The 14,045-nt window shown below is 64.5% G+C and carries 9 protein-coding genes and 1 pseudogene; 5 read left to right on the top strand and 5 right to left on the bottom strand.

Features of this window, described 5'->3' with window-relative positions; all coding sequences use genetic code 11:
* Positions 1–19 precede the first annotated feature (19 nt).
* Positions 20–5,351 (top strand): annotated as a pseudogene (locus tag BINDI_RS01190) (RCC1 domain-containing protein).
* 229 nt (positions 5,352–5,580) lie between these two features.
* Positions 5,581–6,492 carry a tRNA (guanosine(37)-N1)-methyltransferase TrmD gene (gene trmD, locus BINDI_RS01185; protein WP_033491444.1) on the top strand — a complete coding sequence of 304 codons (912 nt, stop codon included), beginning with the start codon at positions 5,581–5,583 and terminating at the stop codon, positions 6,490–6,492.
* 70 nt (positions 6,493–6,562) lie between these two features.
* On the opposite strand, the gene BINDI_RS01180 is transcribed toward trmD, so the two are convergent.
* The 4 genes from BINDI_RS01180 to BINDI_RS01165 all read right to left on the bottom strand — a co-directional run bounded on the left by BINDI_RS01180 (position 6,563) and on the right by BINDI_RS01165 (position 10,956).
* On the bottom strand, positions 6,563–7,171 hold the full coding sequence (locus tag BINDI_RS01180; protein WP_033491415.1) for an RsmD family RNA methyltransferase: 609 nt from the start codon (positions 7,169–7,171) through the stop codon (positions 6,563–6,565).
* Positions 7,172–7,187: 16 nt separating this feature from the next.
* Entirely contained in the window at positions 7,188–9,638 is a 2,451-nt protein-coding gene (locus tag BINDI_RS01175) for an ATP-dependent DNA helicase RecG (RefSeq protein ID WP_052109054.1), read from the bottom strand.
* Positions 9,639–9,902: 264 nt separating this feature from the next.
* Positions 9,903–10,097 carry a 50S ribosomal protein L28 gene (gene rpmB, locus BINDI_RS01170; protein ID WP_033491413.1) on the bottom strand — a complete coding sequence of 65 codons (195 nt, stop codon included), beginning with the start codon at positions 10,095–10,097 and terminating at the stop codon, positions 9,903–9,905.
* A 178-nt stretch (positions 10,098–10,275) separates the two neighbouring features.
* Positions 10,276–10,956 carry a sugar O-acetyltransferase gene (locus BINDI_RS01165; protein WP_081830740.1) on the bottom strand — a complete coding sequence of 227 codons (681 nt, stop codon included), beginning with the start codon at positions 10,954–10,956 and terminating at the stop codon, positions 10,276–10,278.
* 17 nt (positions 10,957–10,973) lie between these two features.
* Here BINDI_RS01165 and BINDI_RS01160 point away from each other — a divergent pair, with 17 nt between their 5' ends.
* From BINDI_RS01160 to BINDI_RS01150, 3 genes are read left to right on the top strand one after another with little or no spacing between them, the layout of a single operon-like run.
* On the top strand, positions 10,974–11,204 hold the full coding sequence (locus BINDI_RS01160) for a hypothetical protein (protein ID WP_033491411.1): 231 nt from the start codon (positions 10,974–10,976) through the stop codon (positions 11,202–11,204).
* A complete protein-coding gene (locus BINDI_RS01155; RefSeq protein WP_033491410.1) occupies positions 11,201–11,656 on the top strand; it encodes a GNAT family N-acetyltransferase in 456 nt (151 codons plus the stop codon). Before BINDI_RS01160 ends, BINDI_RS01155 begins: the two co-directional genes overlap by 4 nt.
* Positions 11,653–12,567: a mechanosensitive ion channel family protein gene (locus BINDI_RS01150; protein WP_330935110.1), complete on the top strand. Its 915-nt coding sequence runs from the start codon at positions 11,653–11,655 to the stop codon at positions 12,565–12,567. Before BINDI_RS01155 ends, BINDI_RS01150 begins: the two co-directional genes overlap by 4 nt.
* Before the next feature lie 88 nt (positions 12,568–12,655).
* On the opposite strand, the gene BINDI_RS01145 is transcribed toward BINDI_RS01150, so the two are convergent.
* Positions 12,656–13,819 carry a D-alanine--D-alanine ligase family protein gene (locus BINDI_RS01145; RefSeq protein ID WP_033491439.1) on the bottom strand — a complete coding sequence of 388 codons (1,164 nt, stop codon included), beginning with the start codon at positions 13,817–13,819 and terminating at the stop codon, positions 12,656–12,658.
* Positions 13,820–14,045: the final 226 nt, after the last annotated feature.

Genomic DNA, 14,045 nt, shown 5'->3' with positions numbered 1-14,045 from the left:
TGGTGAGGTGCTTTGTCGCATGCTTATTTGGAACGCGTTCCATAGTCGTTGTTTCGCACGTCCAGTTGTCGTGACCCTGGCGGTCCTTTCCGTCATGGGCGGCGGTCTGACGGCGGGGGCGCAGGCCACCGACTCCCATCAAGAGAACGACATCACCTCCTACTCTCAAATCAACGGGGGGGGGGGGTCAACCCCCGGTCGCCGGTGAAGGCCTGACAGCACCGACCGCTATGCCATCACCCACCGCAACACCGCAGTCCCCGGCAGCGGCGACGCAGGCCACGACAGCCACGGCTTCACCCACGCCGCTGTCCACGCCCAACCCGCTCACCACCAGGCAGTCCACCGCACCCGTACCCGCCGGAACGCAAACAACCGGCGCAAAGGAGAATCCGGCGCAGGCCAGGACCGGCAGCCACACGGTCACCTTCACCTCACAGCCCGACACCCAGGGCATGCCGGCAGGCCAGACCATCCCCGACGGCAAGACCGCCACATGGCCACACGACGACCCCACCAGGCCCGGATGGACCTTCAACGGATGGTTCATAGGCGACCTCGCCTACGACTTCACCAAGCCAGTCACCCAGGACCTGACCCTCACCGCCAAATGGGGCAAATGGAACACCAGCCCCGACAACGGACCCTGGCACGGCGGCACCAACGTCAAACTCGACACCCCCGGCAGTCAGGTACGACTCGTCCAAGTTGTCTTAGGAAGTAGATCCTGCCTGGGGCTGGGCAGCGATGGCAACGCCTACGCGTGGGGAGAAGACGAAGAAGGGCACCTGGGGATGGGTAGCGACCAGAGCCGAGACTTAGCTGCTGCGCGGATGATCGCCATGCCGGAGGGAGTGAAGTTCACCCAGGTGGCCAGCGGGTCTTACGTCCACTCCATGGCCATCGACCGGGACGGTAGAGTCTGGACCTGGGGCAGCAACATTGGAGGCGTACTCGGCCGTCCTACCTCCGGTAGCAGCGCAAATGACCCCAATCCCGGTCTAATCTCAGTACCGGAGGGGGTGAAATTCACCCAGGTGGCCGCCGGGGGCAGCCACTCCATGGCCCTCGACCAGGACGGCAGAGTCTGGACCTGGGGAAGAGACAGCTTATTTGGAGATAAGCCCGGCACGTTGGACTTACCCACGGCGACCGCAATCAGCGCCAGCGCCACCTACAGCATGGTCCTTGCCGCGGACGGGACCGTCTGGATCTGGGGAGAACCAACTAGTCGAACAACATACAACTTGAATCCCCGCCTTGTCGATACCAATACAAGGTTCACGGCCATCAGCGTCGGATGGAGTATTTTCATGGCCATCGCGCGGGACGGTACCGTATGGACCTGGATGGACGCATATTTACATGACTTTACCGATGCCGATGACAGGAGAATCTCTATGATTCACCTTGGCCGTAACATAGACGACAAGAACTCCGCCATCAAGCCCGGACAGGTCCCCGGCCTGACCGGAGCCTTCCAACTCGGCATAAGCACTCAAAATGCCGTCATCACCAACACCGGTGTATGGGGGTGGGGATTTAACAGAGAAGGCCAGCTCGGCAACGGCACCACCAACCGCGACCCCACCGAATCCGTCATCACTCGATTCGCCAACCCAGACGGGGCACCTGCAGGCTTTCACTACATCAGCGTCGCAGCCGACCATGAACACACCGCACTCATTGGGTCCGATGGCGAAGTGTACACGTGCGGAAGCAATGACCACGGTCAGCTCGGCAACGGCGCCATCCCCCCCTATGGCATCCGCACCACTCTACCAATCAGGGCCTGGCGTCCTGTCGACCGTGATCTCACGAAGGTCCTGTTCGGCGAGACCCGCAACATCGGCGGCCCCTACCGCAGTGTCGACGGATGGCACGCCACCTCGCCCAGGCACGGACTGGGCACCGTCACCCTCACCATCCAATCCACCGTCACCAAGGGCACACCACAGCCCGACCAGACCAGCCAGCGGTTCACCTACACCGGCGACACCGCCACCGTCACCTTCAAAACGGAACACGGCTCACCCATCCCGTCCCAGCAGGTCATCGTCGGCGACACCGCCCGCCGCCCGGACAACCCCGCCACGGACGACGGGTGGACCTTCAACGGCTGGTTCCAGAACGACAAACCCTACGACTTCACCAAGCCCATAAACGGAGACACGGTCCTGACCGCACGCTGGGGCCGGTGGAAGGCCGACCCCGCCCAGGGGCCCTGGCGGGGCGGCACCGACATCCGCATCGACACCCCCACCGCACCGGTACGGTTCGCCCAGGTGTCCGCCGGGCAATCCCACTCGCTGGCCGTCGGCAGCGACGGCAACCTGTACGCATGGGGCAACAACACCAGTGGTCAGCTCGGAGACGACACCACCACAAACCAGACCACCGCCACCAAGGCCACCACGCCCGCAGGCACAGGATTCATCCAGGCGGCCGCCGGGGGCAGCCACTCCATGGCCCTGGACCGGGACGGCAGGGTATGGACCTGGGGCAGCAACGAAAAGGGACAACTCGGACGCAACCCCGACAGCGGCAACCCCTCCAACAAGCCTGGCCAAATCGCCTCACCAGCGGGCGTGACCTTCATCGCCATCAGCGCCGGAGCCGACCACAGCATGGCCATCGACCGCGAAGGCAACACCTGGACCTGGGGCGACAACCAATACCAACAACTGGGCTACGACACCGGCTTCGGCAAACCAACCGCGACACCCAAGAGCGTGGACGTGCCCGAGGCGACCTTCGCCTCCGTCAGCGCGGGCACCAAGCACTCCATCGGCCTGGACATAAACGGGACCGCCTGGACCTGGGGCGGCAGCAACACCAGAGGCACCACGAGCGACAACGACCTGCTCGGTCACGATAACCCGTGGAATAAACCCTGGAACAATTCGTGGCTTGTTTATGTCAACTACGCGCCGACCGCCATCACGGAGGAGAGGTTCATAGCCGTCAGCGCGGGTAACGACCATTCCGCGGGTGTCACTCGGGATGGGACCGTACACACCTGGGGGCACAATGATAGCGGCCAGTTGGGCCGCACTCCCACCGATGCCGAACCCGCATGGATGGCAGGCGCCGTCCCCGGCGTGACCGGAGCCACCGGCGTCAGCGCCGGACGCACGCACTCCGCCGCACTGACCGACTCCGGGATCTGGACCTGGGGCGGCAACCGGTACGGGCAGCTAGGCACCACCACCGGCAACGGCACCAACGACGGCGTGGCCCCTGCCCGCATGCCAAACCCCAAGGGAGCACCGACCGGGTTCGCGTATAGAAGCCTCAGTACGTCGCCCGTCGGCTCCCATACGCTGGCCGTCGGCTCCGACTGGGACGTGTACGCGTCTGGTGCCAACGACTCGGGTCAGCTCGGCGACGGCACCAGCGACGGGAACACGTCCACCGCGGCCCATCCAGGCCCGGCCATGATGTGGCGGCCGGTCGGCGCCGCCGTCACCGGGGTCCTGTTCGGCGCCAAGCCCAGCGCGAGCCAGGTGCGCCGCCGAGCAGACGGGTGGCACGCCGCTTCGCCCAGGCACCGTCCCGAAGCCGTCGCCCTAACCATCCAATCAACCAATACCGGGCAGGCACAGCCCGAGGACACCAGCCTGCAATTCATGTACACGGGCGACATGGCCACCCTCACCTTCACCACCCAGCACGGCAACGCCCCTAACGTCCAGCAGGTCCCCGCGGGCGAGCCCACCAGGCGGCCCGAAGACCCATCCGAGTCCGGGTGGACGTTCGACGGGTGGTTCGACGGGGACACGGCCTACGACTTCACCCAGCCGTTGGAGCACGACACGACCTTGACCGCACGGTGGCACCGGACCGGCAGGTGGGTCCTGAGCCCGGACCACGGCAGCGAATACGGAGGCGACACCCTCACCCTCACCGCACCCGCAGCACCCGACATCCGCCTCGCCTCCATCGACACGGGCGGCACCACCAGCCTCGGCATCGGATCCGACGGACAACTCTACGCATGGGGAGACAACACCAACGGACAGCTCGGCGACGGCACCACCAGCGAGCACACCACCCCAACCCGGGTCGCCAAGCCCGACGGTTCCGGTGACGGGTTCACCTGGACGCAGGCCGCGGCCGGGCGCACCCACAGCGCCGCCGTCGGCTCCGACGGCAACCTGTACGCCTGGGGCGACAACACCCAAGGCCAGCTCGGCGACGGCACCACAATCCGGCGCACCAGGCCCGTCAGGGCCTCCCGCCCCGCCGGCACCGACAGCACGTTCACCTGGACGCGGGCCGCCGCCGGCGACGGCTACACCATGGCCCTCGGCTCCGACGACAACCTCTACGCCTGGGGTACGCTCGCCGGCGGGCTCGGCGACGAGGCACGCACCGCGAGCAGCGCCAGGCCCGTCAGGGTCGCCCTGCCGCAGGACGCGCCACCCGCGTTCCGGTACGAGCAGATCGCGGCGGGCGACACGCACGCCGCCGCGATCGGGTCCGACGGGCAGCTCTACACCTGGGGCGCCAACACGCACGGCCAGCTCGGCCACGACGACACCGGCACCCCCGCAGCCGCCGCAGCAGTGGCCTCCGACCCGCGGCAGCCCGCAGGCTACATCCAGGCCAGCGCCGGCGGCAGCACCACGCTCGCCATCGACCAGCAGGGACGCCTCTGGGCCTGGGGCAGGCACGCCGACGGCACCGACACCACCACCCCCGCACGCATCCAGCCCGCAGGCACGGCCGACACGTACCGATTCACCCACACCTCCACCGGACGCAACCACAGCGCCGCCACCGGACAGGACCACCGCACCTGGGCATGGGGAGACAACACCAGCGGACAGCTCGGCCACACCACCGGAACCCCCGGCACACCCACCGTCATAGCCGGCCTGAACACCACCCTCACCGCCAGCGGCGGCGACACCACCACCGCCATCGACACCAACGGCAACACCCAAGCCTGGGGAAACAACACCAACGGACAGGCAGGACACGGCGACACCAACCCCACACCGACACCACACGCCGCCACCATCCCCCCACAACCCACACCGGTCAGCCTCGCCATCGACAACGACACACTCCCCCTCAGGCAGACCGGACCGAACACCTGGCAGGCCACCACCACCGCCCACGACCCGGGCCCCGTGCCCGCGCAAGTCCGGTGGACACTGGCCGGGCAACCCCAGCCCGACGACACCAGCAACACGTACACCTACCGGCACACCGGCAGCCTGCCCAACGCCGGAGGTGCAGGCATCATCCTCCTGGTCATCGCCGGCTCCTTCGCCCTCGCGACGGCCAAGGCCAACCGACACAGGCACAACCTGCCCACAACCACCAATACTTCACCTGAGTAAGAGGCCAAATAAAGAGGGTCCCCACCCTCTGGCCATCCGGAGGCGGCCCACCCAACATCCCAACACCGGGCCGCCTCCACCCCCAACCTATCAACCCACACCCTGTCAACACCAGCGAGCGCCGACCCCTCGCCAAGGGTCCGACCATCAGGGCCCAGCATGTATCCTGCACCCACCAGGACCTCATCTTCGACACGGTGGTTGAAAGACCTTGGGTAGAGTTATGACCATGCAGATCGACATCATCTCCGTTTTCCCCGAGTACTTCGACGTAACCGGCCTCAGTCTGCTGGGCAAGGCTCAGGAGAAGGGCCTGGTGACCATCAAGGCCCACAATCTGCGCGACTGGACCCACGACGTTCACCACTCCGTGGACAGCACGCCGGTGGGAGGCGGGGCAGGTATGGTCATGAAGCCCGAGGTATGGGCCGAGTGCCTGGATGACCTGCTTGGTCTTGATCCCGCAAATCTGACCATGCCCAGTGACGGGGAAGCCACAGCCCAGCCCGATGCAGAGGCGGATGCAGGCCAATCGAACCGGAACACGGTTGAAGCCGGCCAGGAGCATGTGAACCCGTCAGTGGAGGATGGCCCGGTCCTCATCTTCCCCAACCCTTCGGCTCCGCTCTTCACCCAGGCGGATGCCACCGCCCTCTCCCATGCCGACCGGCTGGTCTTTGGTTGCGGCCGCTACGAGGGCTACGATGCCAGGATTCCCACCTACTATCGCAGTCAGGGCATCGACGTTCGAGAGTACTCGATAGGCGACTACGTGCTCAACGGTGGCGAAGTGGCGGTCTCGGTCATGCTGGAGGCCATAACCCGCCTCCTGCCCGGATTTATGGGTAACCCCGAGTCCATCGTTCAGGAGTCCTATACCGGCGACGAGCCCCTCCTGGAATACCGCCAATACACCCGCCCCACAACCTGGCGCGGCCTGGGAGTCCCTGAAATCCTGACAAGCGGCGACCATGGCAAGGTGGATCGTTTCCGCCGAGACGAGGCCATCAGGCGAACCAGCAGAATCCGCCCAGACCTGGTTGCCCGGATGGACTGCTCTTCCCTCGACAAGCAGGATCGCCGCCTCCTGGATGATCTGGGCTGGCGGACCGACGGAGCCCACCCCGTCAAGGAGAACTGACCGCCAGAAGCAGGGGGCGCTCCAAACGACTCAAGCCGGAACGCTACCCCCATCCTGTAGCACCCAAGCCTTATACGGCGGCTGATTCGATGTAGTAGACCACGGTTTCGCCGTAGGACCTGGATGTGGATACAGCCCACCCAGAAGGGGGCACAGGCAGCACTGAGCGCCCCGAGCGTTCCAGGACAATCACCGAGTCATGGTTGACGAAGCCACCCTTGACCAGGCCCGCCATAATCTCCTGGCAGTCTTCCGTGGGCAGGTCGTAGGGAGGATCCATGAACACCAGATCGTAGGTGCCTGCGGCAGGACCCGACTCGGCATCATTGCCAGTCTGGAGGGGCCTGACAAACCGCTCCGCCTTGACCCTGCTCACATGGATGCGCATGGCCGGATTCCAGGAAGGATGATGGGTCAGCCTGGCCGCTGACTTGGACAGGAGTCCGGCGGCCCGCCCGGATGACTCCACGGATTCCAGGAGGTTGGCTCCTCGGGACAGGGCCTCGAAGCCCAGGGCACCGGTGCCTGCATAGAGATCCAGCACCCTGGCCCCCTCCACGGCCCCGATGGCCTCCAGATGCGAGAAGACAGCCTCCTTGGTACGGTCTGTGGTTGGGCGGGTGCCTCTGAGTGCTGCGGGGATGGGGAATCCCTTGAATCTGCCGGAAATGATGTGCATGTATCCAGTTGTCCTTTCAGGCCGAGACCAGGAAACCCTCGTTGCCACGCATGAAGTCCAGAACCGCCCCCGCCAGTTCCACCTGCCCCTTGAGGTCCGGGTCTGACTCCAGGAGATCAGCAGCCTCCTGCCGGGCCTGGGTGATCATCTTGGCATCGGTAACGACCCTGAGCAGCTTCAGGGACGAGCGTCCACCGGACTGGGCCTCGCCCAGTACATCGCCGGCCCCGCGCAGTTGGATGTCGGCCTCGGCTATTTTGGCCCCGTCGGTGGTGCTGCGGATGACCTCCAGACGCTCGGCGGCCGGCGATTCCGCAGGAGCCCTGGAAACCAGGAAGGCCCATGAGTCCGTGCCGCCTCGCCCTACACGGCCACGAAGCTGATGAAGCTGGGAAAGACCGAACCGGTCCGCATCGAAGATGACAATGCAGGAGGCCTCGGGCACATCCACCCCGACCTCAATGACCGTGGTGGCCACCAGCAGGGGGGTCTCCCCCGATGCGAATTCGGCCATTACGGCGGTCTTGGCGCTATCGTCGTCGCGGCCCGTCAGGGTGGCTATTCCGATGCCCTGAAACTGGGGCAGGTCGGCAAGTCGCCTGCTGATTTCCGCCACTGAGTGCAGTGGTGCCCTGGTCCCCTCCGAATCGGTATCGCCCTGGTAAAGGTCCGGCTGGGGACCGTCCTGCTCTCCCCGTCCCTTTCCGGCTGCCTTGCCCCGGTCGTCGGCATCCTGGGTGGGGTCATCATCCTCGTCAATCCGGGCGCATACCACGTAGGCCCGCTCCCCCGCTTCGATGCGCTTGCGGAGATGAAGGAACATGCCCCCCATGGTGGCCCCATCGTTCTCGGAGACCACGTAGGTCTTCACCGGCTTGCGGTTGCTGGGCAGCTCGGTCAGGGTGGAGATGTCCAGATCACCGAACCAGGTCATGGCCGCGGTGCGGGGTATGGGGGTGGCTGTCATGACCAGAAGGTGGGGTGAGCGCTCCGATTTGCGCCTCAGTTCCTCTCGCTGCTCCACGCCGAAACGATGCTGCTCGTCAATCACGGTCAGAGCCAGGTTGGGCGCCTGGAAGGTCTTGGAGAAAGCCGCATGGGTGGCGACGACGATGCATGGCCTTCCCGAGGCCGAAACCGCCAGGGCCTGCCTCCGCTGGGCCAGCCGCATTCCACCGGTCAGAAGCACCAGCGGCAGGATGCCGTCCTCAAGCTCAGTGGACTGGTCGGAACCCATGTCGATCATGGACACGTTATCGGCCTGGGCGGTTTTCCCGCCGGAGGCCTTGGGCCTGACCTCGGTGCCCATGGCGGCCAGCATGCCCTTGATGGACTCGTAGTGCTGCTCCGCCAGGACCTGGGTGGGGGCCACCAGAACCGCCTGGTGACCGGCATCAACCGCCTGAAGCATGGCGGCCAGGGCCACCACGGTCTTGCCCGAGCCGACCTCGCCCTGGAGGAGGCGCTGCATGGGGTAGTCGCCGCACATGTCCTCGCCGATTTGCTCGATGACCCGGCTCTGCCCCTTGGTCAGCTCGAAGGGCAGGGACTTGATGAACCGTGCCCGCAGGGAGTCTGAAGCCGCATCCATCCCGGCATCCCGACAGGGATAGGTCGGGCTCTTTCTGGTCTCCTGACGGGTCTGGAGGAGGGCTGTCTGCGAGACGAATGCCTCCTCGTACCGCAAGGTCTTCCTGGCATCCCCGAAGTCCTTCAAGGAGTCCGGATCATGCATGCCCAGCAGGGCCTGGGCTCGATGCAGGAGTCCCCTTCCGGCGCGGACCGGTTCGGGAATGATGTCAGGAACGCCATGCCCCAGGGCTTCCGGATCTATTCGGGACTGATCTTGGTCACCTTCGCCGCCGCTGGAATCGATCCCGGTATCAGATTGGGCCAGAAGCCGCATGAATCCAAGAATGACATCGTGGATATGGTCGGACGATATGCGAGAGTTGGCATGGTAGACAGGTCTGGGACGAGCGACCCTGTCCAGGGCCTCTTGGATGTTGGTCGCATCGGCCTTGAGGTTGCCCCCCTCGCCCGAATCCGGGTCCTCGACAAGCAGGGTCTCCGGATGGGTGAACTGGAGTTGGTCCATGTAGGTGCCGGGCTCACCGGCCACAACCACCCTGGCCCCGGTTCGGAGCCGCATGCTCATCCAGTCCATGTAGGTCTTCCTGTGCGAGAAGAAGACCAGGCGGGCAACCAGGCCGGGCTGCCCCTGCTTGGCCGCGAATTCGGAATCGTCCACCACCACATCGAAGCGGAATCCGCGGCGTCCGTTCAAGGGCACCACCCGGGCACTCTCCACCCTGGCGGCAAAGGCACAGGGCCTCCCCAGGACGATGCCGCTGATGGTGGTGACCGGCACAGGGTCGGTGACACGGAACGGGTAGTATGTCAGTGCATCCCGGACCGTGTTGATGCCCAGGGATTTCAGGGCTCCCACCCGTCGCTTGTTGGTCATCAGGGATGATACGGGGCTGGACAGGCTTGCCTTGACTGTTGCCGTCACGCCGCATCACCTCCTTTGCACCGGAACCAGATCATCATTCGACTCGGCCTCATGCTCCGTGCTGGCGTAGCCTAAGTACCCCAACCATTTTCATGGGACCCCTGCCTCCAAGGAATCCCGCGGTGCGCTCTGACCGTTTTGAACCTATGTGTTCCTGTATAGCAAGAACCCCCGGAGACTGTTGCTCCGGGGGTTCAATCAAGACGAAAACCGCACTCAGGCGGCGACGCGCTGCACCTTGCCGGCCTTCAGGCACTTGACGCAGACGCGAACGCGGACGTTCTCCCCGTCAACCTTGGTGTGCACCGACTGCAGGTTGGGACGGAAGACGCGCTTATTACGAATATGCGAGTGAGAAACAGTGTAACCGGTCTGCGGGCCCTTGCCGCACACCGCGCAACGAGCTGCCATGATGACTCCCTTTACGTTGTTTTTCCAAGTCGTTCCAGGTGTTCATACCGGCAGCACAAGGCTACGGTCAAACACACAACTTTGTCAGATTACTACACTCAGCCGACTAAGGCAAGTCAAGGGGTCGGGCACCCGACACCCCCGCCCAGCATGGATGCGGTCGTGGGCCTGTAGGGAGCTACTGGCCCAGCTCGGGCAAATCCATCCGATCGGCCTCGGTGATGGTGCGTATCACCCGGCAGGGCACGCCCACCGCCAGGGAGTTAGCCGGGATATCGTGGGTCACCACGGACCCGGCCCCGATAACGGACCCCTCCCCTATGGTGACCCCACCGGTCACCGTTACGTTCGAGGCCAGCCAGCAGTTGGAGCCGATGGTAATCGGTGCGCCGAACTCGTAGTCATAGAAGGACCCGTCCTCATGGCGACGCAGGTTCCGCTCCTGCCAGCGGAGGGGATGCAGCGGGGTTGCCAGGGTGACGTTGGGGCCAATCATGACGTCATCGCCGATCACCACCGGGCAGGTATCGAGGACCGTGAAGTTGAAATTGGCGAAGATACGGGACCCGAGTTTGGTGAAGCATCCGTAATCGAAGTAGATGGGCCCCATGAAATCGGTGTCCTGGCCGTGTTCGGGAACCAGGTCATCCAGAATCCGGGCGCGCAGGTCCCGCTCCTCTTCGGATGAGGCGTTGAAGCGGCGGCAGAGCTCATGGGCCTTGACCCGCAGGCGACTCAGCTCGGGGTCCGAGGCATCGTAGAGTTCGCCTGCAAGCATGCGGCCCCTCTGCGGGCGGCGGCTCTTCTGAGAGTCCATGCCTACGGCATCCTCTGGATCACGGTCCTTGTCCATCGCCATTCCACCCTTCAAGTGTCATGTACGCGCAGGCCCCTATTGCCTGCGATCTCTCCACCCATATAATCGTCCAGGTCAGACAGGACCGGCACACACTTGACAGGGCGACCGGAGTGGAGGCCGTCGAATCGTCCATCGGCATCACCGACCGGAACCGGCCACACTCCCAAGGGTCGCCCCCTACTCGTTTCCGCCCGGAGGCGGCCTTGGTAGATTGGAACCAGTCAGGGTCCGACAAGGAGGAACCATGAGGTATGAAGTCAGCGAGCGCATCCCCCAGGATGCCAAGTCCATCCGGGAGACCGTCTTCGTGGATGAGCAGGGCTTCCATGACGAATTCGATGAGACCGATGAAATCAGCCTCCATATCGTGGCCTATGACGGCGATGCGCCGGTCGGGGTCTGCCGGGTCTTCCCAAACGAGGGGAACACCTGGACCCTGGGCCGCCTGGCCGTCCTGAAACCCTACCGGGGCAGGCACCTGGGGGCCGGACTGGTTGGCGAGGCCGAGAAAACCGTCCGCAGCCGTGGAGCGGACAGACTTACACTCCATGCCCAGGAACGGGTGAAGGACTTCTACCGGTCACTCGGATACAGGGATATGGGCATCCACGACCTGGACGAAGGGTGCCCCCATATGTGGATGGACAAGCCCCTGGCGGAAACCGTCGGGAACAAGGCAGGAGATGACGAGGAACTATGAACCTGATGCCTCCTCTTCCCGACTGGCCTGCAACCCTGGCCGTTGGGACCTTCGCCACCCAGGTCCGCACCGCCGAGTCCGGCAAGGTACCCATGGATCGGCCCGAGCGGGCCATTTCCGGCTTCACCGATGCCGTGGTGGGCTGGTTCCACCAGAACTTCGGCAAGATCATCATTCTGATAATCGTGGCGGCCTGCGCCACCCTCATCTCAAGGATTGTGGCCGCCGCCATGCGGCGCACTCTGGAGCGGACCAACCTCCCCAGCGCCTCCATTTTCATCAACATCGTCCGTGCCCTGATCTGGATCTTCGCCGCCGCCACGGTTCTCCAACCGGTCTTCGGCATCAACCCGTCCACCGTGGTGGCCGCCCTGGGAGTCAGCGGTCTTGCCCTTTCCTTCGGTCTGAAGGACACCATCTCGAATATCGTCGGCGGTTTCGGGCTGATGGTCAGCAAGGTGGTTCAGCCCGGCGACATCATCACCATCCAGGGCACCACCGGTACGGTCCGTGACGTGACCTGGCGCCACACCATCGTCATCGACAGGGCCGGCAACCAGCTGTTGATCCCCAACTCCATCCTGAACACCACGGCCCTGGAGAAGATCACAGAGGCCGGGGAGGCGGCCACCACCATCCCCTTCACGCTGCGTGGGGATGCCGATATGGCCAGGTCCTCCCGGTCCATCGCCATGACGGTCACCCAGGCCACCAAGGGCATGTCCATGTCCACCAACCCGCCCATCGTCCAGTTCCAGGGCTTCACCCCGTACGGCGTCAAGGGCCAGGTGGTCATGTTCGCCAGGCCGGGTGTCGCCGCCGCCGACATGCAGGATGCCGCCACCCGTGCCCTTGCCGGCCAGGATTACCTGGTCCAGGAGACCGAACTCGAATCGGATACGGCCGCCTAGCCAGAGGCCCCTCGGGGTTCGTCAGCGTCCAGACAGAGGCGGCACCCCGCCCGGGAGCACCATGCACCCGGCAGGGATGGGCGTCAGGTCAGGCTGATACACCCTCGATCAGCTCGGTAATCAGGTCGGTGTAGGTGACACCGCTGGCCTCCCAGGCCTTGGCGTACATCGATATGGGAGTAAAGCCGGGCAGGGTGTTGATTTCGTTGACGATGATTCCGCCCTTGGCGGTGACAAAGCAGTCGACACGGCTCAGACCGGTAGCATCTACGGCCTTGAAGGCCCTGGAGGCAAGGGCACGTATCCTGCTCAGGGTCTCGTCGGGCAGGTCGGCGGGGACCTCCACATGGGAGGCCGAGGAGTCCACATACTTGCTGTCGAAGTCGTAGAAGGCCTCATCCTGGTCCGTCCTGTCCAGCACAACCTCGCCGGGCCATGCGGTGCGGGGTTCACCTTCGCGGTCGGGAGCGAGCACGGCACACTCGATTTCACGGCCGTCCACACCCTCTTCAATCAGGATCCGCCAGTCATGCCCGGATGCTTCATCGACGGCAGCGGCCAGAGCATCGGCACCGGTCTCCTCCACCTTGACCACACCGAAGCTCGACCCGGCGCGGGAGGGCTTGACGAAAAGCGGATAATGCAGCCCAGCCTCTTCCACAGCGGCCTTCAGAGCAACACCGGACAGGCGGTCGCGGGCATCGATGGTGATTCCCGGTGCCACGGGAATACCGGCCTGGCTGAGAAGAATCTTCGTATAGTGCTTGTCCATGCAGGCGGCAGAGGCGAAGACCCCACATCCCACATAGGGCACACCCATCATTTCGAGCAGCCCCTGTACGGTGCCGTCCTCACCATACGGGCCGTGGAGCACCGGAAAGACCGCATCCACATGCCCCAGAGGTTCCAAAGAGCCGGAGGCCTGCGGGGAGTCCGTTTTGAGGCTGTCGGGACCGGAAACCAGGTCGTCATGATCACCGACCATGAACCCATCCCCGCCACGGGCCATGTCGAGAATGACCGGACGACTGCCCTCGGTGACCTGCACGGTGGGCAATTGGGTGTCGTCCAGGCTCCACCGCCTGGGATCCTCGCCGCCGACGATCCAACGACCGTCCTTGGTGATTCCGACCGGAATGGGCTCATAGCGGTCGGTATCGATGGCATTGAGCACACCGGCCGCCGATACACAGGATATGGAGTGCTCGTCGGCACGACCGCCATACAGCACGACAACACGTTTCCTGGCCATCATTCCTCGGCTTTCCTCATGCAGGGCATGAACCGCGACACGGCACCATGCAGCGGGAGGAGGTCTCGCGCGTCAGCCCGTGCGTTTTCGTCACTTACTACAGCAGAATATCCCCTCGGCAGGAGGCAGGGGGCCGCCGGAAACGCTCATCCACAAGCCTGGCACGAACCAGGCATGACTGAACCGGTCGGCGCCCCCTGCCGGCGAATCAAATCCGATGGATCGG

This window comes from Bifidobacterium [indicum] DSM 20214 = LMG 11587, from assembly GCF_000706765.1.
GTDB lineage: Bacteria > Actinomycetota > Actinomycetes > Actinomycetales > Bifidobacteriaceae > Bombiscardovia > Bombiscardovia coryneformis.
The sequence above is the reverse complement of the archived record's forward strand: the minus strand, read 5'-3'. Positions and strand labels throughout refer to the sequence as shown.

Bases quoted from the DNA above. Each gene is read 5' to 3' on its own strand.
- BINDI_RS01145 (WP_033491439.1), bottom strand. From the start codon at position 13,819: ATGGCCAGGAAACGTGTTGTCGTGCTGTATGGCGGTCGTGCCGACGAG.
- BINDI_RS01180 (WP_033491415.1), bottom strand. From the start codon at position 7,171: ATGCACATCATTTCCGGCAGATTCAAGGGATTCCCCATCCCCGCAGCA.
- BINDI_RS01165 (WP_081830740.1), bottom strand. From the start codon at position 10,956: ATGGCGATGGACAAGGACCGTGATCCAGAGGATGCCGTAGGCATGGAC.
- trmD (WP_033491444.1), top strand. From the start codon at position 5,581: ATGCAGATCGACATCATCTCCGTTTTCCCCGAGTACTTCGACGTAACC.
- BINDI_RS01155 (WP_033491410.1), top strand. From the start codon at position 11,201: ATGAGGTATGAAGTCAGCGAGCGCATCCCCCAGGATGCCAAGTCCATC.
- BINDI_RS01160 (WP_033491411.1), top strand. From the start codon at position 10,974: ATGTACGCGCAGGCCCCTATTGCCTGCGATCTCTCCACCCATATAATC.
- BINDI_RS01150 (WP_330935110.1), top strand. From the start codon at position 11,653: ATGAACCTGATGCCTCCTCTTCCCGACTGGCCTGCAACCCTGGCCGTT.
- rpmB (WP_033491413.1), bottom strand. From the start codon at position 10,097: ATGGCAGCTCGTTGCGCGGTGTGCGGCAAGGGCCCGCAGACCGGTTAC.
- BINDI_RS01175 (WP_052109054.1), bottom strand. From the start codon at position 9,638: ATGACCAACAAGCGACGGGTGGGAGCCCTGAAATCCCTGGGCATCAAC.